A 20,317-nucleotide genomic window follows, 5' to 3' on the forward strand; every position below is an offset into this window, starting at 1 on the left:
TGTGCCCGGCGCCGGAACAGCCCGATCCGGGGCCGGGGTCACCTCGGCGGCTTGACGGCCGTGTGAACGTACCAGGCGACGTACTCGCGCACGCCGTACATCTCCACCGTGGAACGGAGATTGAGCCACTTCGCCGGGTCGCCGACGCGGCGCAGCAGCTCCCAGGGCAGTCGGAAGTAGGTGTGCACGGCCTCGGTGGTGGGCGTGTAGTACGCCGTCGCGTCCAGTGCCTCCTCGACCTCGAAGCCGGCCTCGGTGAGCAGTCGCGGCAGGTTGCGGGCGTGGTAGAGCTTGGCGCCCGTCATCACCATGGCGTCGAGGTACGGTTCGAGCAACGCCCGGGCGCGCGGCGGCAGTTCGCCCAGCGGGGCGATGCTCATCGGGCCGAGCAGCACCAGCCGGCCGCCGGGACGCAGCACCCGGTGCAGCTCGGCCAGCGCGCGGGGCGGGTCGTAGGAGTGGACCAGGGTCTCCATCGAGTAGGCGCCGGCGAACTCGTCGTCAGGGAAGGGGAGTCGATGGTAGTCGCCCCAGGAGAAGGCGGTCCGGTCGGCCAGTGCGGTGCGGGCGCTGAGGCGCCGGGCCTCGGCGAGGTGGAAGTCCAGCACGTCGACCCCGGTGACCCGCAGTCCGAACCGGTCCGCCATCGCCCGGGCCACCACGCCCGCCCCGCAGCCGGCGTCCAGCACCCGCGAACCGGGCGGCAGCGCCAGCTTGCGGCCGAGCACGTCCTCCAGTTGTCGCTGGGCCCGCCACAGCCGCCACTTCGACTGGCCCGGCTCCGTCCACCCCCAGTGCCGGGCGTTGCGGGCCACCCGGGTGTAGAACCAGCGGCTCCCGGCCCGTCCGTACACCCGTCGCAGCCCGGCGAGATCGAGTTCCTGAGCGCCCATGCGGACACGCTAGCGGCGGACCCGCGACCGCTCCCGGCGGCGCCACGGGGGCCACCCCGCCGGGAGCAGCCGTACGGTCGTAGGACTTGAGTGATCAGCTGACCAGGGCGGTCCTCGGCCAGGAGGTGATCGGCGCCATCGCACCGTCCCACGTCTCCGCGGTCCGGTCGAGGGCTCAGGCCTCCCCCGCCGCCCCGCGCAGGATGCTCTGCCCGTCCCGCCCGCGCAGCGCCAGCGCCGCCGGGAGCACCGCCGCCGACAGGGCGATGGCCGCGCAGCAGGCGGCCAGCACACCCAGCACCGTCCACGGCACCACCGCGGGCGTCGGGCCGACCAGGTCGGTCAGCGCGGCCCAGGAGCCGCCGACGCTGATCGCCGTGCCCAGCACGCCCAGCAGGGTGCCGGCCGCCACGCACATCAGGGTCTCGACGGCGACGGCGCGCAGCACCTGGCCCCTGGTGGCGCCGGCCAGCCGCAGCAGGGACAGTTCCTGCCGGCGGTCGCTGACCGTCATCACCAGCGAGTTGGCCAGCGTGATGGCCGCGTAGCAGATCGCCAGGCCGAGGATCATCAGCAGGGCGTTCCAGGACTCCTGCTCGGTGCTGTCGGTGGCGGCCGACCAGACCGCCTCCGGGGTGGTGAGCCGGGCGCCCAGCCCGTCCACGGCCGTCCGCAGCGCGGCGGTGGCCTGCTCGCGATCGGTGCCGGGCAGCAGCCGCAGGTCGATCCGGCTGACCAGGGCCGGGCCGCCGACACCGCCGGTGACGGCGTTGGGGCCGGTCACCCAGGCCTGGACGGCCTCGGCGCCGGTGCCGAGCAGGGCGGCGACCCGCAGGTCCCGCGGGGTGCCGTCGGCCAGCCGGACCGACACCCGCCCACCGACCGCGGGCGAGCCGGGCCAGGTGCGGCTGAGCACGATCGAGTCGGGGCCGAGGTCGGCGAGCGAGCCCGCGACGACCGGGAGCCGGTCGACCGCGGCCAGCGCGGTGGGGTCCGCCGTCGCGGCGCGGAAGGGCACCAGGGCCTGGCCGTCGGCCACGGTCGCCATGACGGAGGTCGGGGTGATCACCAGGGCCTGCACCCCGGGTACGGCACGGACGCGCTCCGCCACGGCCCGGCTCAGCCCGGGGGTGCCGGCCGGGGTGACGACCAGGTCGGCGGCGGACAGCTGGTCACGGACCTCGGTGACCTGCGAGCGGTTGATGGTGTCGATGCTGCCGAGCAGGCACCCGGCGAAGGCGATGATCAGCACCACCGGGGTGGTGGTCGCGGCGGTGCGCCGGAAGGCGGTCAGCGAGCTCTGCCGGGCGGTGGCCCAGACGATGCCGCCGGCGTCCTCGGCGGAGCGGCCGCGCAGCCGGGCCACCAGCGCGGGCAGCACCGTCAGCAGCCGGATCGCCGGTCCGGCCAGCACGGCCGCCAGCAGCACGCAGCCGGCGACGATCGCCAGCAGCAGGGAGAGCGAGTCGGAGACGTTGGCCGCCGTGTCGGGCCAGCTGCGGGCCGTCAGCACGAGGGCCGCGATGCCACCGCCCAGCACCAGCAGGCCGCTCACCCAACGGAACGCCAGCACGGCGCGCGAGGTCCGCTCGGCGTCCGCCTCCGCGAGCGCCTCGCTGGGGTTGATCAGCCCGGCCTTCACCGAGGAGAACACCACGCCGGTGATCGCGGTCAGCACCCCGATCGAGGCCGCGACGAGCAGCCCCCACCAGGTGACCGGGACGGTGAACTCGGCCGGCACCATGTCGTGGTCGATCAGCCAGCGGGCGGCCGGCGCCGCCCCTGCCGCGCCGAGCGCGCACCCGGCGGCGGAGGCCAGCACGCCGACCACCAGCGCCTCCCGGTTGACCAGGGTGCGCAGCTGCCGGCGGGTGGCGCCGATCAGCCGCAGCAGGGCGAGTTCGCGGCGGCGTTGGGCGATGGACAGCGCGAAGGTGCCGCCCACCACGAACACGGCGGTGCCGCCGGAGACCGCGGCGGACAGGCCGAGCGGGGTCTGGACGCCGTCCAACCGGCTGCCGACCTCGGCGTGGTGCGGGTCGGCCTGGCCGCGTTCGGCGCCGGTGAGCACCCGGGCGACGCCCGCCCCGCCGGTCGCGTCCACGGCCCGGCGCACCGCGTCGGCGGGGCCGAAGGCGGCCAGCACGCCGACGGCGGGGCAGAACCGGGCGGCCTGGGCGTCGGTGAAGAAGACGGCGTGCTCGAAGGGCTGCGTCTCGGTGACGCCGGAGACGGTCGCGGTGTGCGGGCCGTCGGCCGTGACGTACCGGACCTGCCGGCCGACCTGCTCCGGGCGGCCGCCGCCGATGACGATCTGGTCGTCGGTGGCGGGGGCGGTGCCGGCGGTGAGCCGGTAGCCGCCCAGGGCGGCGGTGGACCAGGCGCGTCCGACCTGGTCGCGCGGGCCGTCCGGGAGCTGGGCGTAGAAGGTGTGGTCCTCGACCGTGCGGCTGGTCGCGGCCACGGCGGCGATCAGCCCGGCGGGCAGGCCCGGCTGGGCGGGGATCCGGGTCGGCTGGACGTCACCGGTCGCGGGCTTGAAATCCACGTTCTGGTCGGCGGTCACCAGGACCGGGGCCTCGGAGAAGCGCTGGCGGCCCTGGTCGGGGACGTCGACGGTGGCGGCGATGACCAGGATCGAGGTGGCCATCAGGGCGACGCCGCAGGCCAGCGCGACGAAGCTGCCGACGAAGGAGGCCCAGCGGAGTCGGACGGAGGCGAGGGCGAGGCTCAGCATGCCACGGCCTCCAGCGCGGTCATCCGGGCGGCGACCTGCTCGGCGGTGGGCCGCTCCTGCGAGCCGTCCAGCCGGCCGTCCCGCAGGAAGAGCACCCGGTCCGCGTAGGAGGCGGCGACCGGGTCGTGGGTGACCATGACCACGGCCCGGCCGGGGTCGTCGGCCATGGTGCGCAGCAGGGCGAGCACCTCGCGGCCGCTGCGGGTGTCCAGCGCGCCGGTCGGCTCGTCGGCCAGCAGCACCGCGGGGCGGGTGATCAGCGCCCGGGCGATGGCGACCCGCTGCTGCTGGCCGCCGGAGAGTTCGCCCGGCCGGTGTCCGGCCCGGTCGGCGAGGCCGACCGCGGCCAGCGCGGCGGTCACCTCGGCCGGGGCGGGGCGGCGGCCGGACAGTTTGGCCGGGAGCGCCACGTTCTGCGCCGCGGTCAGGGCGGGCAGCAGGTTGAAGGACTGGAAGACGAAGCCGATCCGCTCTCGGCGCAGGATCGTCAGTTCCTTGTCGCGCAGCCCGCCGAGGACGGTGCCGTCCACCCGCACCTCGCCCCGGTCGATCGCCTCCAAGCCGGCGGCCGAGCGGAGCAGGGTCGACTTGCCGGAGCCGGAGGGGCCCATGACGGCGGTGAAGGTGCCGAAGGGGAACCCGACACTCACCTCGTCCAGGCCGACGACCGGCTCGGGTCCGCGCCGGTAGGTCCGGTGGACGGAGCGGAGTTCAACGGCAAAGTCCGTGGCGTTCATGATCATATTCCACCGCGCGGGACGGGGCGGCTCAATGACCGGGGGTTCAGTTCCGATGGTGTAGCCAGCTACACCTCCGGGTTCCCCTCAGCCCCGCCAGGCGCGCTTCAGCTCCTCCCAGCGCTGCGCCTGCTCCGGCGTCAGGGTGCCGCGCAGCTCGGCCAGCTTCAGCAGCTGGGCCTCGGCGTCGGCGCCCAGCGGCTGGGCCTCGGCGCGGTAGTGGTCGGTGAGCAGGGCGTCGAGTTCGGGGCGGGTGAGCGCGGGGTCGAGGCGCTGGGCGAGCTTGGCCATGTTGCGGTAGGAGCCCTGGAGCAGGAACGGCGGCTCGGTGCGGCCGCGGTCGTCCTGGGCGGCGGAGGCGAGGTAGGCGCGGTTGACGGCCAGGACGGTGCCGCGCAGGTGCAGCAGCCCGGCCAGGACGGCGGTCATCCGCTCGACCTCGGCGCCCGGCCAGGCGCCCGCGAGCCGCCCGCCCGGGGTGCCGGTCGCGCGGGCCAGCAGGGTGTCCAGGTCGGCCCGCTCGGCATCGGCGAGCGGGGCCAGGTGCGGGTTGGCGGGCAGGGCGTTCTCGACGAAGCTGAGCGCGAAGAGGTCCTCGCGTCCGGCGACGGCGTCGCCGAGGTTCCACACGTCGGCGCGGTTGGCGAGCATGTCGGGCAGCCGGAAGAGCCGGCCGGACTCGGTGTAGGGGTTGGCGGCCATCACCACGGCGAAGCGCTTGCCGCGCAGGTCCCACTCGCGGGCCTCGCCGTCCCAGACGCCGTCGATCCGGCGCTGGGCGTCGCACAGCGGGATGAAGCGCTGCAGGAACTCGGGCGAGGTGTGCTGGACGTCGTCCAGGTAGAGCAGCACGTTGTCGCCCGCGTGCAGCGCGAAGTTGAGCTTCTCCAGCTCGCGCCGGGCGGTGGCGTCCGGGGCCTCGGCCGGGTCCAGTGAGGTGACGCGGTGCCCGAGCGCCGGGCCGCTGACGGTGACCAGCAACAGGCCGAGCCGCTCGGCGAGGTACTCGACCAGGGTGGTCTTGCCGTAGCCGGGCGGGGAGACCAGGAGCAGCAGGCCGCTGCGGTCCACCGGCCCGCCGGAGCCCGCCGTACCGAGCTGCTTGGCGAGGTTGTCGCCGACCAGCGGCAGGTACACCTGGTCGATCAGCCGGTTGCGGACGAAGCCGTTGAGCGGTGCGGGCCGGTACTGGTCGAGCCGCAGCCGGGTGTGCTCGGCGGCCAGCAGCTCGCCGCGCAGCCGCTGGTAGGCCCGGTAGCCGGGGACCTCCACGGCCTCGAACTCCCTGACCCGGCCGAGCAGTTCGTCCAGTCGCAGGTCGAGCGAGCCGCCGGTCAGCCGTGGGTGGTCGCCGAGCAGCCCGGTCAGCCGGGCGGCGACGGCGCCCTCGGCGGCGCGGCGCGGCAGCGTCGGGCAGAGCAGTACGGCCGCGGCCTCGGCGAGGTCGCCCGGGTCGGCGTCGGCGGCGCTCGACTCCAGCCAGGCGGCGGCGAGTTGGCGCCGTACCGGCAGCAGTGCGGGGTCCTCGGGCAGGGCGGCCAGTGCCTCGGTGAGCCCGGCCGACTCGGGGGCGGCGTGGAACTTGTCGAGCAGCGCGGCCGCTCCCGCCGAGTAGGCGAAGGCCGGTTCGTCGGCGGCGAGTTCGGCCACCAGGTAGTCGCCGGCCTGCTCCGTGCCGGGGACGAACCGGGCGACGGCGGCGCCGAGTTCGGCGGCCAGCGCGTCCAGCGCCGGGACCGGGCCGTAGGCCCGCCGGGCGAGGCCGAGCGAGCGGGCGCGGGTGTGCCAGACCAGCCGCTGCCGCGCGTCCGTCCCGTGCGCCCAGTACAGCTGGGCCGCCGCCCGGGCGTCCGCCGGGTGGCACAGCAGACCGGCCTCGGCGCCGAGTTCGAGCAGGGCGCGGAGCACCAGTGCGGCGTCGTGGTCGTGCACCCCGCGCTGGTAGCCCTCGTCGGGGCGCTGCTCGGCGGCCCGACGGACGTACTCCAGCAGGTCCGCGTCCGGCGACAGGGTGCCCGACAGCGTCCCTGGTCCGGCGGCCAGCAGCAGGCTCGCGGCGAGGTATTCGGCGCGGTAGAGCGCCGGGGTCTCCGAGGGCAGCGGCCGGGCCCAGTAGCGCTCGGTGGCGGCGAAGGCCGGGTCGGCGACGGGGGAGCGGTAGTCGGTGCCGGTGAGGGTGAAGGCGGGGCGGCCGCGCCAGGGCAGCAGGGTGAGTTCGGGGCGCTGGGTGGTGACGGCGAACAGGTGGCGGCCCAGCCGCAGGGTGCCGGGGCCGTCCCCGGCGAGTTCGGCCCGGTCGCGCAGCGCGCGGTGGGCGCGGCCGCGGGCGGCGCGCAGCCGTCCGGTCAGCTCCTCGGCCCGGACCCGGTCGCCCAGCCCGGTCAACTGCCGAGCCAGGTCGCGGAGTTTGACGGCGCTGGGGTCGGCGGCCAGGGCGGCGTCGATCTCGGCGGTGGTGTCGAGGGCGGCCAGACGCCGGTGCAGGGTGTCCAGGATGCGCCCGGCGGAGGCGGCCAGCCGGTCGGCCCGGCGGGCCCGCTCCTCCAGCAGGTGCTGACGGCGGGCGGTGAGCGCGTCGTGGATCTCGGTGCGCCGGTCGGCGAGCTGGTCGCCGAGCGCCGGGTCGGCGTCGGCGAAGCGGGTCTCCAGCTGCTCGATCCGCAGCAGGAGTCGGCCGAGCCGGTCGTCGCAGGCCTCGGGGGTGTCGGCGGCGGCCAGCGCGGCGGTGGTGGCCTGGGCGAGCAGTGCGGTCTCGGCGGCGAACTCGGCGGCCGCCTCGCGGGTGCGCAGCTCCCGGCGCCGGACGGTCAGCGTGCTGCGGGCCCGGTTGAGCAGCCCGAGTACGTCGGCGAGCCGGTCCAGGATCGCGGTGCGGGTGGTGGCGTCGGCCAGGTCGAGGGTGCCGACCAGCTCCGAGACGGTCTGCAGGGCCTCGCTCTGCTCGCCGATCCGGGCGAGCAGCGGCTCGGCCTCGGCGGCGGTGGCGATGGCCGCGCAGTGCTCGGCCAGCTCGCCCGCCCGCCGCCGGTGCGGCTCGAAGGCGGCGGGCTCGGCGAGCTGGACCACCGCCCGGTCGGCGGCCTCGGCCAGCCCCTGGGCGAGGTGCTCGGCGAGCGCGTCGATCCGCCCCTGGTCCGCCCGCGGCAGCTCGCGCAGCGCCTCGACCCGGCCCTGGGCGCGGCGCAGCCCGGCGAGCCGGTCGACCCACTCGGCGGCGTCGGCCAGGGTCTCGCCGCGCGCGGTGCGCAGCAGGCCCTCGACGTGCTCGGCGGCCTCCTCGGTCTGTCCGGCGGCGTGCGCGGTGAGCTGGGCGATCGCCTCGTACTCGGCGATGACCTGACGGGCGGTGTCGCGGATCTCGGCGAGCGGCGCGGCCAGGTTGCCCAGGCCGCTCTGGCCGAGCCAGTGGTGCCGGTCGGCGGTGCGGGTGCAGGCGGCGAGCACGGCCTGGTGGCCGGCCGGGGTGTCGGCCCCGGCGGCGGCCAGCCGGGCCAGGGCCAGGCAGTCGGCCAGGCCGCGGACCAGGTCGGCGTTGCCGATCCGGGCCAACGGGCCGGTGCCGGGCGGCTGTTCGGCGGCGTGGCGCTCGCTGGTGAACGGGCTCTGCCAGAGCTGGACGGGGTGCAGCCGGGTGGGCCCGTCCTCGGCCGGGCGCAGGGCGATGAGGGTGCCGTCGGGGAGCAGCGCGTAGCCCTGGCAGACGAGCGGTGCGGCGGCCTCCTGGCGGACGCTGTTGTACGGCTGCAGCAGCGCGCGCCCGTCGGCGGCGGAGCGGAACTCGTACAGCACGTCCTCGCCGTTGGGCGAGTGGACGGTGCGCTCGTACGCCAGGCCGTCCACCGGCTGGTCGAAGGTGCGCACGGTGCCGTCGACGAGGTGGCAGCCGCCGGGGAAGGCCACGCCCTGGTCGGCGGGCAGCCGCAGGCAGGCCCGGCCGAGCGCGTCGATCCGGGTGACCCGACCGGTGGGCAGGTGCACCACCAGGTGCCGGACGGCCTCCTCCTGGTACGGGCGCACCCGCACCAGCAGCAGGGTGGCGAGCCGGGCGTGGGCGATCTGCGCGTCGGCGAGGGTCTGCAGGGCCTCGGCCAGCGGCTCGTGGTGCAGCTTTCGGCCGTCGGGGGTGAGCAGGGTCAACCGGCCGCCGTCCACGCCGAGGTGGAGCTGCCCGGCGAGGTCGGCGCGCGGCGGGGTGCCGGGGGCGGCGGGCAGCTGGTCGTCCCGGGTCAGCGCCGTCCACTCCAGCTGCTGGCCGTCGGCGGGGACGTGGTCGCGCTCGCCGCGACCGTCCTGGTAGGCGGCCCGCTCGTCGTCGGCCTGGGAACCGAGCAGCCAGCGCAGCACCCGGACGTCGGCGGCGGCCGGGCCGGTGCGGAAGACCGCGAGCAGTCGGCCGCCGACCGGGCGCAGCCGCTCCAGCCGGGCGTCGCGGAAGTAGCGGCGCAGGTCTGCGAGGTCCTGGCGCAGCCGCGGGTCGTCCAGCAGGGTGCCGTCGGCGGGGGCGGGGGAGAGGTCGGCGGGGTGGTGGAGGCCGAGGACGTCCGCGAAGTCCTCGACGCCGTCCACGACGTCGACCGGGCGGGTGCCGAGCAGCAGGAGTCCGCCGGCGGCGGTGAGGTCCTGCGGCAGGCAGGCCCGGGCGGTGGTCAGCCGTCCGGTGCCGGTGAGCCGCAGCTCCCCGCCGCCGAACTCGGCGACCCGGCGGGCGTTCAACGCCTGCGCACGGTCGGCGAGTTCGGCGGCGGCCCGGGCGAGCCGGTCGCGCAGGACCTCGTAGGTGCCGGCGTCGAGCCGGGCGTCGAGGGCGTCCACGGTCAGTTCCTCAGGTGCTCGGGTGTCCGGCAGGTCACTTGGAGCCGTTGACGGAGGCGCCGGCCAGCGCCCCGATCGGCGTCTCCGCGATGCCCAACTTCCGTGCGGAGTCCAGCAGCTGGCGCAGCTGCCCGGCCTGCTCGCCGCCGCCGGTGCCGATCATCCGCATCAGCAGCGCGGAGACCGTCAGGTTCTGCACGTCCGCGGTGGACACCGAGGACAGCACCCGGGTGAGGTCCTCGGTGAAGCTGGCCCGTCCGTCCAGCCAGGGCCCGGCCAGGGCCTGGGCGGTCTCCGAGTGGCCGACGAAGGCGTCCACGCTCTTGCCGGCCGTCACCGACTGCACCAGCCTGTCGAAGAACACCGAGTCCCCGCCGACGATGTCGATCTTCGCCTTCTCCAGCCCGGCGGCGACCAGCGCGGCCTGCGCCTCGGCGATCTGCCGCTGCGCGTCCAGCCCGGCCAGTCGGACGTCCTTCTCGGCGGCCAGGCGCAGCCGGTACTCCTCGTGCTCGCGCGAGGCCTCGTCCAGCTTGGCCATCGCCGCGGCCTTCTCGGTCAGGCCCTCGGCCTCGGCCTTCAGCTTGGCGCCGACCTCCAGGGCGGCGGCCTTCGCCTTCTCGGCCTGGACGGCGGCCTCGGCGCGGCCGACCTTCTCCACCGCCGCGGCCTCCTGCTCGCGCACCTGCACCCGGGCCAGCCCCTCGGCGGCGGCCTCCGCCCGGATGCCCTCGGCCAGCCGGACCTTGGCGGTCGCGTCCAGCTCGGCGGCCTGCTGCCGGGCCTCGGCCAGCACCAGCGCCTCGCGGGCCTTGTGCGAGGCGGCCTGCTCGGCGGCCTCGGCGGCCTTGATGTCCTTGACGAGCTTCTCCTGTGCCTCCGCCTCGGCCTGGATGACCACCGCCTTGCGCACGCGCTCGGCCTCCTCGGTGGCGCGCAGCGTCTTGACGGCCTCCTCCTGCTCGGCGACGGTGCGTTCGACCGCGACCCGCTCGCGGACCACGTCGGCGACCTCCCGCCGGCGGGACTCGACCTCCTTCTCCTTGGCCATGACGGCGAGTTCGGTCTCCCGCTCGCGGCCGACGACCTCCAGCAGGCGGTCCCGCTCGATCCGCTCGTTCTCCACCGCGATCACCCGCTCGCGGTTCTTCTGCGCCACCGCGACCTCGCGGGCCTGGTTCTCCCGCTGCACCCCGAGCAGCTCCTCGGTGCGCAGGAAGGCGGTCTGGGCGTTGAGCCGCTCCTCCTCCTGCACCCGGGCGATCACCGCGTCCTCCTTGGCCCGCAGGGTCTCGATCTCGCGGCGCTGGCGGATCTCGGCGTCGGCCTGACGGCGTTCGAGCTCCAGGACGGTCTCCCGGGCGTCGACGTTCTGCCGGGTGATCTCCTTCTCCTCGGTGCGCTGGTACTCGTTGGTGCGCACGTGCTCGATCGCGGTCAGCTCGGTGATCTTGCGGATGCCCTGGGCGTCCAGGATGTTGTCGCCGTCCAGCTGGCTCATCGGGGTCTGTTCCAGGTGGTCGATGGCCGCGTCCTCAAGGGTGTAGCCGTTGAGGTCGGTGCCGATGACCGCGATGATCTGGTCCCGGAACTCGTGCCGGTGGGTGTACAGGTCGGTGAAGTCCAGCTGCTTGCCGACGGTCTTGAGCGCCTCGGCGAACTTGGCCGCGAAGAAGTCCTGGATCGCCTGCGGGTCGCTGGCCCGCGCGGTGCCGATCGACTGGGCCACCTTGATGACGTCCTCGACGGTCTTGTTCACCCGGACGAAGAAGGAGATCCGGATGTCCGCCCGGATGTTGTCCCGGCAGATCAGCCCGTCCCGGCCGGCCCGGTGGATCTCCACCGTCTTCGCGGTGATGTCCATCAGTTCGGCCTTGTGCAGGATCGGCAGCACGATCGTGCCGGTGAAGGTGACGTCCACCTTCTTCGCCCGGGAGACGATCAGTGCCTTGCCCTGCTCGACCTTCTGGAACAGGCGGCCGACGAACAGCAGCAGGGCGAGCAGGATGAGCAGCACGACGGCGACGAGTACGCCGAAACCCACGGCGATGGTGTCCATCACGGTGTCCTTTGACGAGACGATGGTGCGAAGTAGGCGGAAAGGGGGTGAAATGACGCTGAGTCGGAGATTTCGGGAGCGTCGTGGACGTCAGAGGCCCGGCGACGACGGGTCGAACGGCGCCACCAGGAAGTGCTCGCCGGCCACGTCGTAGTCGAAGATCAGGGCCGTGCGGCCGACCGTCAGGCCCGGCTCGGCGTCGAGCACGCGGACCTGGACGGTCGCGGTGGAGCCGTCCTCGGCGGTGACCTCGGCCTGCCCGAAGTCGGCGGTCACCCGGCCGGTGCGGATCACGCAGACCCGGCCGACGAAGTCCCCCCGGGTGGTGGGCCGGTCCTCGGGGAACAGCCGCCGCAGCGGCCGGACGAGCACCCGGGTGCCCGCCCAGGAGGCGACCAGCGCGACGGCGAACACGCCGCCGCGCGCCGGTGCCCCCGTGGTGAGGACGGTGCCGGCCAGGCTGACGAACCAGGCGAGCGCGACCAGCAGCGACACCGCCACCGTCACGGGCACCCCGCCGAGCCCCAGCGCGTCCAGCACGCCCCCGTGGTGACCGGCGCCCTTCTCCCCGCGGGCGCCGTCACCACCGTGGGCGCGGTGGGCGCCGTGGGCGCCGTGCGCGGTCCCCCCGCCGGGCGCCCCGTGGGCCACGCTCCCCCCGACACCGTGCCCCCCGACACCGTGTCCGACGTGACCCACCTGGCCCACATGCCCGGCGTGCCCGGCGCCCAGGTCGTGCCCGGTGCCGTGCCCCCCGTGCAGGACACCGGGCACCAGGCCGCCGAGCAGCATCAGCAGCCAGTACCCGACGACCACCACGAGCGCGAAGCTGAACAGCGCCGTCGGAAAGGCCAGCGCGGCCGCGAAGAATCCCCCCATCCCGGCCACGCTCCCCCGTCTTCCCCACGACGCCGCGCTTCGGCGCCGGGGAGATCATGGCAGCGGGAGCGGCGTCCGCACATTGCCAGGATCCGGCAATCTTTACGGCCTTTTGACACCCTGGTACGCGCGCTCCCCGTGACATTGCGACAATCGGGCAACAGGACGGCCCCGAGCAGGTCAGCCGGGGTTTGCGGCCGGGTCCTAGAGCGGCTGCTCCGGCCAGTTCAACAGCCGCGCGCCCATCGCCGCCGTCTCCAGGGTGAAGCGCTGCAACGCGTCGGAGGGGTCGTACCCCGTGAGCGCCTTGATCCGCTCCAGCCGGTAGCTCAGCGTGCGCACGCTCAGCCCCAGCCGGCGCGCCGCCTCCGCGTTCACGTACGCCGCCTCCGCCTGCACCGCGATGGTGTCGAGCAGCGGCCGGGCGCCGCCGCGCGCCTCGGTCAGCGGGCCGAGCACGCTGCGCACCAGGTCGGCCATCGCCGCCCGGTCGCGCATCAGCACCGGGAAGACCAGCAGCTCCTCGGCCTTCAGCTGCTCGGCCGGCAGGGCCAGTCGCTGGGCGTAGTCCAGCGCGTCCAGCGCCTCCTCGTAGCTGCGCAGCACCCCGCTCGCGCCCGAGTGCCGGCGGCCGGTCGCCACCCGCAGCACCGGGCGGTAGCCGGGGCCGGGGCGCAGCGTCAGGTCCGCGAAGGCCCCCAGCACGGCCCGCTCGGAGTCCGGGGCGATGCAGACCAGCCGGCCGTCCTTGCTGGCCAGGAGCACGTCCCGTTCGCCGAACCGCCCGGCCAGCTCCCGCTCCACCCGGTGCACCAGCGGATGCACGTCCGCGAACTGCTCGTCGCCCACCGCCACCGCCACCGTGTACGCGCCCGCCAGCCGCAGCCCGAACCGCTCCGCGCGCTCCGCCAGCAGGCCCAGGTCGCTGCGGCCGAACAGCAGGTCGTCGATGAACTCCCGCCTGGCCGCCTCCTCCTGGCGGACCGCCAGGCGCTGCGCCCGCTCGTGCCCCTCGCCGAGCGCGGCCAGCGCGGCGTCGGTGGCGGCCAGCACGGCGTCGCCCAGCCGGCGCAGCTCGCCGACACTGCTTGCGGCGGTCGTGCCGGGCAGCGTCTGCCAGGCCCGCCGGGCCGTCGCCAGGCACTGCGAGACCACCTCGCGCAGCCCGTAACCGGCCTCGGCGCAGTGTTCGCCGAGCCGGCGCAGGCCCTCCAGTTCGTCCCGGCGCAGCAGGCGCCCGGTGCGGGAGACGTCGGCGAGCAGGTCGAGGTAGGCCTCGGCCAGTTCGGTGGGTATGTCGCACTCGTTCGCCTCGGTCACCGTGTCCTGCCAACCCCCGTGCGGCCTGATTTTTCGGCGGTGAACTTTATCAGGATCCTTACGGGCGGGGCTCTGGCGCCGTCGCCGGTGTCAGCGCTCGCGGAAGTGCAGCACGAAGCGCGCGCTGCTGCCGTCGATCCGGCGCCGGACGTACAGCGCGGGGGTGCCGTCCGGGGTGCAGCTGACGCCTTCGCGCACCAGCAGCGGGGTGCCCGCCGGGACGCCCAGCAGTTCGGCGTCCGCCAGGTCCGCGCCGATCGCGCCGAAGGCCCGCCAGTCGTACTCCAGTTCCACCCCGGCCGCCCTCGCCAGGTCCAGCACCAGGTTCCCGGCGTGGCCGGGCCGGACCAGCTCGGCGGGCAGCGGTCCGAACGGCACCCAGTAGCTGCATGCCGCCCGGGCCCGCCCGCGGAGACGGATCACCGAGTCCACCCGGGACAGCTCCCGGGGCGTACGGCCCAGCTGGCGGGCCGCCTCCTCGTCCTCCGCCGAGCCGGTCACCGGCGGGGCGGAGACGACGAACTCGCCATCGCCTTGATCTCCTTCCGGTAGAGCGTCGTGCACGCTGCCGAGGTCGAAGCGCTGGCTGCGCGGGTCCACCGCGATCGAGACGCGGACGGCGGGCGGGCGGACGAAGGTGCCCACGCCCCGGCGGATCTCCACCACGGCCGCCCGCTCCAGCTCCGCGACCGCCTGCCGTACGGTCAGCCGGTTGACGCCGAACTCGGCGCTCAGCTCCGGCTCGCTCGGCAGCCGGGCGCCCGCCGGGTAGCCGCCGGCGTCGATCCGCTCCTGGAGCTGCCGGGCCAGCCGGCGGTACAGCGGGATGTTCGGGGGAGTGCCCGGGGGAGTGCTCGGGGGGTTCGTCGCCACGAACCCGATCCTACGAAGCCGACGACCCCGCCCCGGCTAGCCGCGGCCCGCCGACGGAGGTGGGATGGAGAGGTGCCCCGCGGGCCGCGGCTTGCCCGGCACCCCGGTGACGGGTTAGACATCTAGACGTCTAGATGTCCCATCTGCTCGCCGTGCGGCTTCACCCGAAAGGCCCCTCGCCATGTCCCTGGTCAACTTCCGCGACTCCGCCGTCCTCAGCGACCCCGAGGGCCTGCGGATCCGCCCGGGTGTGCTCTACCGCTCCGCCCAGCCCTACCCGGCCGCCGATGAGACCGTCGTCGCCCAGCTGCGCGCCTGCGACATCCGCACCATCGTCGACCTGCGCGACCCCCGCGAGACCCACCCCGCCGACTGGGCCGCCGCCGAGGAGGCCGGGATAGCCGTCGTCGCCGCCCCGGTGAACCCCGCCACCGACGCCCTCACCGCCCGCATGGCGACCATGACCACCGCCGCCGACCTCGGCGAGTTCTACGTGCTGCTCGCCGAGTCCGCCCCCGAGGCCGTCACCGCCGCCGTCGAGGCCGCCGCCCGCCCCGGCGCCGTCCTGCTCCACTGCGCCGCCGGCAAGGACCGCACCGGCCTGCTGACCGCTCTGCTGCTCGACCTCCTCGGCGTCCCCGCCGACCTCATCGTCGCCGACTACGCCCGCACCGCCGAGGCCCTCCCGCAGATCTTCGCCAACCTCGCCGAACGCCACCGCACCGCCCTCAACAGGCAGGGCGCCACCCGCGTCACCGACTCCGAGGGCCGCCACCTCTCCATCCCGGCCCCGCTGCTGGAGGCCCCGGCCGAGGCGATGACCGTCTTCCTCCACCGCGTCCACACCCACCACGGCGGCGCCGCCGCCTTCCTCCCCGCCTGCGGCGTCCCGGCCGCGACCCTGGGCGCCTTCCTCGCCAAGGCTGCCGTTACCGTCGCCTGACGCACCCACCCGGCACCGCCACCGGCTGTCTGTGGCCGCGCCTACGCTGCCGGGGCATGAGCTACTCCGGAATGTGGTTCCTGATCCCCGCGCCCGCCGACGCCGTCGAGCGGCACGGTCCGAGGCTGCGGGCGCTCCTCGACGAGCACGCCGCGGACCCGGACAACCGCGAGCTGCTGCGCCGCTGGCGGCGGGACGGGCTGGGCCCGGAGGAGCTGGAGTGGCTGGCGGTCGGGCCGCTCGGGCAGGACCCCGACGGGCTGTACGACGCCTGGAACGACTGCGGGAAGGACATCGGCCCGTACGTCTGCGTCTCCGCCCGCAACCGCTACCCGGTGCTCGGCCTGGCGCACGCCCTCGGTCCCGAGCGACTGGCGGGCCTGCCCGGCTGGTTCGGGGACATCGTCCTCACCCCGGCCGAGGTGCGGGCCGCTCTGCCCGCCGTCGAGGCGGTGTTCGACCTGGACGCCGCCGCCCGGGCGGCGGCGGAGGAGCGGGCACTGGAGGTTCTGCGGGGGACGGACGACGTCTCCGGCCTCTTCGACGCCGTCGTCCCGGTCTGGCGCGCCACCGTCGAGGCCGGGCACGGCATGATCGGTGCCCAGCTCATCCCGTAGCCCCGGCGGTCCGGTGGCCCGACAATCCCGTTGCGCCGCCCCCTCCCGCCCTGGCACCGTGCCCGGTCAGGAGGTGTCCCGATGACCGCACTGCGCGAGATCCGCGCCGACCACGACGCCCGCACGATCGTGCTCTACCAGGCCTATCCGCCGGCCGTCGCCGACGCCGCCCTGGCGGCGGGCCGCTTCGTGCCGCCGTTCAGCTTCCGACGGATGACCTGGATCAAGCCCTCGTTCCGCTGGCTGATGCACCGCAGCAACTGGGCCCAGAAGCCGGGCCAGACCAGGGTGTTGGCGGTCCGGATCACCCGGGAGGGCTGGGAGGAGGCGCTCGGCCGGGCCGTGCTGACCACCGCCCATCCGGACGAGGTGGCCCGCGCCGAGGTCCACGTGCAGTGGGACCCGGAGCGGACGCTGCGCGGGGCGGCGCTGAACCAGTACAGCATCCAGGTCGGCGTCGGCCGCTCGCTGATCCGCACCTTCGCCGAGGAGTGGGTCACTGAACTCACCGACCTCACCCCGCAGGTGCAGCGGATCGCCGCGCTGGTCCGAGGCGGGCAGGCGGCGAAGGCGCAGCGCCTGCTGCCGCCCGAGCGTCCGTACCCGCTGCCCGCCGAGACCGCGCGGCGCCTCAACATCCGATGATCAGCTGGAACTTCACACGTCCCGGCGCCGCACCACGACCGTCGTCGTCACCACCGCGACCAGCGCCCACACCCCCATGGTGACCCAGGAGTCCAGCACGCTCGGCGCGTACTTCCCCATCGTGGCCGAGGAGTTGGGGTTGATGGTGAGCCGCTGAACGGTGGCCAGCGGCAGGTGGGTGCCGATCTCCTTCAGCCAGCGGTAGCGGTCCCCGCCGAACATCAGGGGCATGATGAACATCAGCATCACCAGCGACACGATCGAGGCGGTGGCGTGCCGCAGTAGCGCGCCCAGCGCCATCCCGATCAGCGCGCAGGTCGGCACGATCGCCGCGTAGGACAGGACGGCCCGCAGGCAGCCCTCGTCGGCGATGGAGAGCCCGACGTGCCGGGAGGCCAGCATCGCGTTGGTGGCGAAGAAGGACACCGTCGACACCGCCGCCCCGGCGAGCCCGGTGATCCCGCTGATCAGCAGCACCTTGGCCGCGATCACGCCTCGCCGGTCCGGCACCGCGGCGAAGGTGGTGCGGATCATTCCGGTGGTGTACTCGCCGAACACGGTGATCGCGCCGAGGCTGCCGGCCGCGACCGCCATCAGGTCGGCGGCGATGTTGCCGAGACCGTGGAACAGCGGGTCGTACTTGTGCGGCCTCATGCCGGGCATCGGCGCCGGCGGGTGGTCGATGTACGTCAGGTCGGTGTGCACGGCGTTGATGTTGATCACGATCGCCACCAGCGCGGCGAGCGCCAGCACCCAGTACGTCGACCGCAGCGAGCGCAGTTTGATCCACTCGGCGGCGAGCAGGTCGGTGAACCGGGGCGCCGGTTCGGTGACGCGGGCGGCCTCCGTGCGGATCAGGGTCATGGTGCTCATCGGGTCTCTCCTGCCAGGTACTCGACGCTGTCGGCGGTCAGGGACATGAACGCCGACTCCAGGGACGACGTCCGGCTGGCGAGCTCGTGCAGCACCACGCCGTGGCGCAGCGCGAGTTCACCGATCCGCTCGGCTGGCATTCCGGTGACGATCCCGAACTGTGGTTCGACCAAGCCGACTTCGGCTCCCTCGGCGCGCAAGTCGGCGGCCAGCCGCGAGAGTTCCGGCGCCCGTACGGCCACGCTCGACTCCGCGTTGCGGGCGGAGAACTCGGCCAGGCTCTCGTCCGCGATCAGCCGTCCCCGTCCGATCACCACCAGGTGGTCGGCGGTGTGCTCCATCTCGGCCATCATGTGGCTGGAGACGAACACCGTCCGCCCCTCGTCCGCGAGCCGCCGGAACAGCCCGCGCACCCACAGCACCCCCTCCGGGTCCAGCCCGTTCAGCGGCTCGTCGAAGAGCAGCACCGGCGGGTCGCCGAGCAGCGCGCCGGCGATGCCCAGGCGCTGCTTCATTCCCAGCGAGTAGCCGCCGATCCGCCGCCCGGCGGCCTTGCCGAGGCCGACCTCCGTCAGCACCTCGTCCACGCGTCCGAGCGGGATCCGGTTGCTGCGGGCGAGCGCCGACAGGTGCGCCCTGGCGCTGCGCCCGCCGTGCACGTCACCCGCGTCCAGCAGGGCGCCGACGTGCCGCAGGCCGCGCGGCCGGCCGGCGAAGGGCACGCCGTCGACGGTGACGGCGCCCCCGGTGGGGGTGTTGAGGCCCAGGATCATCCGCAGGGTGGTGGACTTGCCCGCGCCGTTGGGGCCGAGGAAGCCGGTGACGGCGCCCGGTCGGACGGTGAAGGTCAACTGGTCGACGGCCGTGGTGGCGCCGTACCGCTTGGTCAGTCGCTCGATCTCGATCACGGGGACAACGGTGCCGGTCAGGACCGTGGTCGGGCATCGGGCGGCGGGACACAACCAGGAGCGGTCGCACCCGCCCCCGGGATTACTCCCGCGGGCCAATGCGCCGTCGTACCGCCCGCCGCTACCATCGCGTCATGATCACCGAACCCCGCCCGCCGCTGCTCAGGCGCCTGCCCGCGGGCGTGTGGGTGGCGGCGTTCTGGACGGCCCTGGTGGTGTTCCGCTTCTTCACCCGGGCCGACGAACTGCGGCACCTGTTCGACTACCACGGCAACCCGGAGGACATGCCGCTGGTGGTCACCGCCGTGGTCACCACCCTGGTCGCGTTCCTGCTGGTCCGGCTGCCGCTGGCGGCCATCGCGGTGGCGCTGGCGGGCGGCGTCTTCGCGCTCGGGATGTGGGGGGTCCCGGAGACCGCGCCGCTGCAGTTCCTGATCGCCGACACGCTGGTCGGCTACTGCGCGGCCACCCGGACCCGCCTGGTCTCGCTGGGCGCCGTGGCGATGCCGCTGGCCGTGCTCGCCGGGCTGTACGTCTGGGGCACCTTCAACGGTTACGCCGTCAACCCGTATGCCTACGCCGGCCTCGCCGCGACCGTGGCGATCGCCTGGCTGGTCGGCAACACGATCCACCAGGGCCGCGCCCACACCGAGGCCCTGCGCGGGCGCGCCACCGAACAGGCCGTCACCGCCGAACGGCTGCGCATCGCCCGCGAGTTGCACGACATGGTCGCCCACAACATCGGCATCATCGCGATCCAGGCCGGCGTGGGCAGTCGGGTCATGGACACCCAGCCCGCCGAGACCCGCAACGCGCTGAACGCCATCGAGGCCACCAGCCGGGAGACCCTGGCCGGCCTGCGCCGGATGCTGGGCGCGCTGCGGCAGGGCGAGGGGGAGTCGGCGCCGCTCGAAGTCGCCCCGGGGCTGGACGAGTTGGACCGGATGGCGGAGAAGGCGGCGGGCGCCGGGGTGCGGGTCGCGCTCACCCGGCGCGGCGCCGCCCGCACCCTGCCGCCCGAAGTGGACCTCGCCGCCTACCGGATCGTCCAGGAGGCGGTCACCAACGTGGTCAAGCACTCCGGCACCCGCGACTGCCACGTCACCGTCGAGTACGGTGCCGAGCAACTCGCCGTCACCGTCGTCGATCTGGGCGCGGGCGCGCAGACGGCCACCCCCGGCACCGGCTACGGCCTGGCCGGCATGCGCGAGCGGGTCGCCCTGCTGCACGGCGAGTTCAGCGCCGGCCCGCGCGCCGAGGGCGGCTTCCGCGTCGCCGCCCGACTGCCGATCCCCGAAACAGCCGCCCTGGAGGTGGGACCGTGATCCGCGTCGTCCTGGTCGACGACCAGCCGCTCATCCGCACCGGCCTGCGGGTGCTGATCGCCGACGCCCCCGACCTGGAGGTGATCGGCGAGGCGGGCAATGGCGCCGAGGCCGTCGAGCTGGTCGCCCGGCTGCGCCCGGACGTCGCCGTGATGGACATCCGGATGCCCGGCATGGACGGCATCGAGGCCACCCGCCGGATCACCGCCGACCCCCGACTGCCCACCCATGTGCTCGTCCTCACCACCTTCGACGACGACGACTACGTGTACGGCGCGCTGCGCGCCGGGGCGAGCGGTTTCCTGGTCAAGGACCTCGCCCTGGAGACCATCCTGGACGGCGTGCGGGTCGTCGCCGCCGGGGACGCCCTGATCGCCCCCGGGATCACCCGCCGCCTGATCGGCGAGTTCGCCGCCCGCCCGGAGACCGCCGCCGCCGACCGGCCCCGGCGAGCCGTCGTCGAGGGCATCACCGAGCGCGAGCGGGAGGTGCTGACCCTGGTGGGCCGGGGCCTGTCCAACGCGGAGATCGCCGAGGAGCTCACCATCAGCGTGGCCACCGCCAAGGCGCACGTCGCCCGGCTGTTCACCAAGCTGGACGCCCGCGACCGGGTCCATCTGGTCATCCAGGCCTACGAGTTCGGCCTCGTCGCGCCCTCCTAGAGACATCCCCCCGGGGAACGCGACGAGCGCCGGG

At 74.7% G+C, this 20,317-nt stretch carries 15 protein-coding genes; 5 read left to right on the plus strand and 10 right to left on the minus strand.

All coding sequences use genetic code 11. The features are described 5' to 3' along the window. Window positions 1-38 precede the first annotated feature (38 nt). The 8 genes from ACH4E7_RS13125 to ACH4E7_RS13160 all read right to left on the minus strand — a co-directional run bounded on the left by ACH4E7_RS13125 (window position 39) and on the right by ACH4E7_RS13160 (window position 14,310). Entirely contained in the window at window positions 39-893 is an 855-nt protein-coding gene (locus tag ACH4E7_RS13125) for a methyltransferase domain-containing protein (protein ID WP_396249133.1), read from the minus strand. Window positions 894-1,068: 175 nt separating this feature from the next. Beyond that, complete coding sequence (locus tag ACH4E7_RS13130; protein WP_396249134.1) at window positions 1,069-3,630, minus strand: FtsX-like permease family protein; 2,562 nt, start codon at window positions 3,628-3,630, stop codon at window positions 1,069-1,071. Then, a complete protein-coding gene (locus tag ACH4E7_RS13135) occupies window positions 3,624-4,367 on the minus strand; it encodes an ABC transporter ATP-binding protein (protein ID WP_396249135.1) in 744 nt (247 codons plus the stop codon). Before ACH4E7_RS13135 ends, ACH4E7_RS13130 begins: the two co-directional genes overlap by 7 nt. 87 nt (window positions 4,368-4,454) lie before the next feature. After that, complete coding sequence (locus ACH4E7_RS13140; RefSeq protein WP_396249136.1) at window positions 4,455-9,179, minus strand: DNA repair ATPase; 4,725 nt, start codon at window positions 9,177-9,179, stop codon at window positions 4,455-4,457. A gap of 34 nt (window positions 9,180-9,213) precedes the next feature. Then, window positions 9,214-11,238, minus strand: coding sequence for a flotillin family protein (locus ACH4E7_RS13145; RefSeq protein ID WP_396249137.1), 2,025 nt, complete (start codon window positions 11,236-11,238; stop codon window positions 9,214-9,216). Window positions 11,239-11,328: 90 nt separating this feature from the next. Next, window positions 11,329-12,117, minus strand: a complete 789-nt coding sequence (locus ACH4E7_RS13150; RefSeq protein WP_396249138.1) for a hypothetical protein — start codon at window positions 12,115-12,117, stop codon at window positions 11,329-11,331. Between the two features lie 204 nt (window positions 12,118-12,321). Beyond that, window positions 12,322-13,437, minus strand: a complete 1,116-nt coding sequence (locus ACH4E7_RS13155) for a PucR family transcriptional regulator (RefSeq protein ID WP_396249139.1) — start codon at window positions 13,435-13,437, stop codon at window positions 12,322-12,324. Window positions 13,438-13,527: 90 nt separating this feature from the next. After that, window positions 13,528-14,310 (minus strand): GntR family transcriptional regulator, encoded by a 783-nt coding sequence (locus ACH4E7_RS13160; RefSeq protein WP_396249140.1) that lies wholly within the window; start codon window positions 14,308-14,310, stop codon window positions 13,528-13,530. A 181-nt stretch (window positions 14,311-14,491) separates the two neighbouring features. Between ACH4E7_RS13160 and ACH4E7_RS13165 the strand changes: the two genes are divergently transcribed. From ACH4E7_RS13165 to ACH4E7_RS13175, 3 genes are all read left to right on the plus strand, one after another. Beyond that, window positions 14,492-15,253 (plus strand): tyrosine-protein phosphatase, encoded by a 762-nt coding sequence (locus ACH4E7_RS13165; RefSeq protein ID WP_396249141.1) that lies wholly within the window; start codon window positions 14,492-14,494, stop codon window positions 15,251-15,253. 56 nt (window positions 15,254-15,309) lie between these two features. Beyond that, on the plus strand, window positions 15,310-15,870 hold the full coding sequence (locus ACH4E7_RS13170; protein ID WP_396249142.1) for a hypothetical protein: 561 nt from the start codon (window positions 15,310-15,312) through the stop codon (window positions 15,868-15,870). 81 nt (window positions 15,871-15,951) lie between these two features. Next, on the plus strand, window positions 15,952-16,515 hold the full coding sequence (locus ACH4E7_RS13175) for a DUF4291 domain-containing protein (protein WP_396249143.1): 564 nt from the start codon (window positions 15,952-15,954) through the stop codon (window positions 16,513-16,515). 12 nt (window positions 16,516-16,527) lie between these two features. On the opposite strand, the gene ACH4E7_RS13180 is transcribed toward ACH4E7_RS13175, so the two are convergent. Together ACH4E7_RS13180 and ACH4E7_RS13185 are read right to left on the minus strand one after the other, a co-directional pair. Next, window positions 16,528-17,388 (minus strand): ABC transporter permease subunit, encoded by an 861-nt coding sequence (locus ACH4E7_RS13180; RefSeq protein ID WP_396249144.1) that lies wholly within the window; start codon window positions 17,386-17,388, stop codon window positions 16,528-16,530. Beyond that, the gene (locus ACH4E7_RS13185; protein WP_396249145.1) at window positions 17,385-18,296 is read right to left on the minus strand and encodes an ABC transporter ATP-binding protein; all 912 of its coding nucleotides are present in this window, start codon (window positions 18,294-18,296) and stop codon (window positions 17,385-17,387) included. Before ACH4E7_RS13185 ends, ACH4E7_RS13180 begins: the two co-directional genes overlap by 4 nt. Before the next feature lie 134 nt (window positions 18,297-18,430). Here ACH4E7_RS13185 and ACH4E7_RS13190 point away from each other — a divergent pair, with 134 nt between their 5' ends. Both ACH4E7_RS13190 and ACH4E7_RS13195 read left to right on the plus strand, forming a co-directional pair. Further along, window positions 18,431-19,621, plus strand: coding sequence for a sensor histidine kinase (locus ACH4E7_RS13190; protein ID WP_396249146.1), 1,191 nt, complete (start codon window positions 18,431-18,433; stop codon window positions 19,619-19,621). Continuing rightward, window positions 19,618-20,283 (plus strand): response regulator, encoded by a 666-nt coding sequence (locus ACH4E7_RS13195; RefSeq protein ID WP_396249147.1) that lies wholly within the window; start codon window positions 19,618-19,620, stop codon window positions 20,281-20,283. The genes ACH4E7_RS13190 and ACH4E7_RS13195 overlap by 4 nt, the downstream gene beginning before the upstream one ends. Window positions 20,284-20,317 lie beyond the last annotated feature (34 nt).

The sequence above is a fragment of the Kitasatospora sp. NPDC018058 genome (assembly GCF_044327205.1).
GTDB lineage: Bacteria > Actinomycetota > Actinomycetes > Streptomycetales > Streptomycetaceae > Kitasatospora.

Bases quoted from the DNA above. Each gene is read 5' to 3' on its own strand.
- ACH4E7_RS13190 (WP_396249146.1), top strand. From the start codon at position 18,431: ATGATCACCGAACCCCGCCCGCCGCTGCTCAGGCGCCTGCCCGCGGGC.
- ACH4E7_RS13125 (WP_396249133.1), bottom strand. From the start codon at position 893: ATGGGCGCTCAGGAACTCGATCTCGCCGGGCTGCGACGGGTGTACGGA.
- ACH4E7_RS13150 (WP_396249138.1), bottom strand. From the start codon at position 12,117: ATGGGGGGATTCTTCGCGGCCGCGCTGGCCTTTCCGACGGCGCTGTTC.
- ACH4E7_RS13145 (WP_396249137.1), bottom strand. From the start codon at position 11,238: ATGGACACCATCGCCGTGGGTTTCGGCGTACTCGTCGCCGTCGTGCTG.
- ACH4E7_RS13170 (WP_396249142.1), top strand. From the start codon at position 15,310: ATGAGCTACTCCGGAATGTGGTTCCTGATCCCCGCGCCCGCCGACGCC.
- ACH4E7_RS13130 (WP_396249134.1), bottom strand. From the start codon at position 3,630: ATGCTGAGCCTCGCCCTCGCCTCCGTCCGACTCCGCTGGGCCTCCTTC.
- ACH4E7_RS13165 (WP_396249141.1), top strand. From the start codon at position 14,492: ATGTCCCTGGTCAACTTCCGCGACTCCGCCGTCCTCAGCGACCCCGAG.
- ACH4E7_RS13180 (WP_396249144.1), bottom strand. From the start codon at position 17,388: ATGAGCACCATGACCCTGATCCGCACGGAGGCCGCCCGCGTCACCGAA.
- ACH4E7_RS13175 (WP_396249143.1), top strand. From the start codon at position 15,952: ATGACCGCACTGCGCGAGATCCGCGCCGACCACGACGCCCGCACGATC.
- ACH4E7_RS13135 (WP_396249135.1), bottom strand. From the start codon at position 4,367: ATGAACGCCACGGACTTTGCCGTTGAACTCCGCTCCGTCCACCGGACC.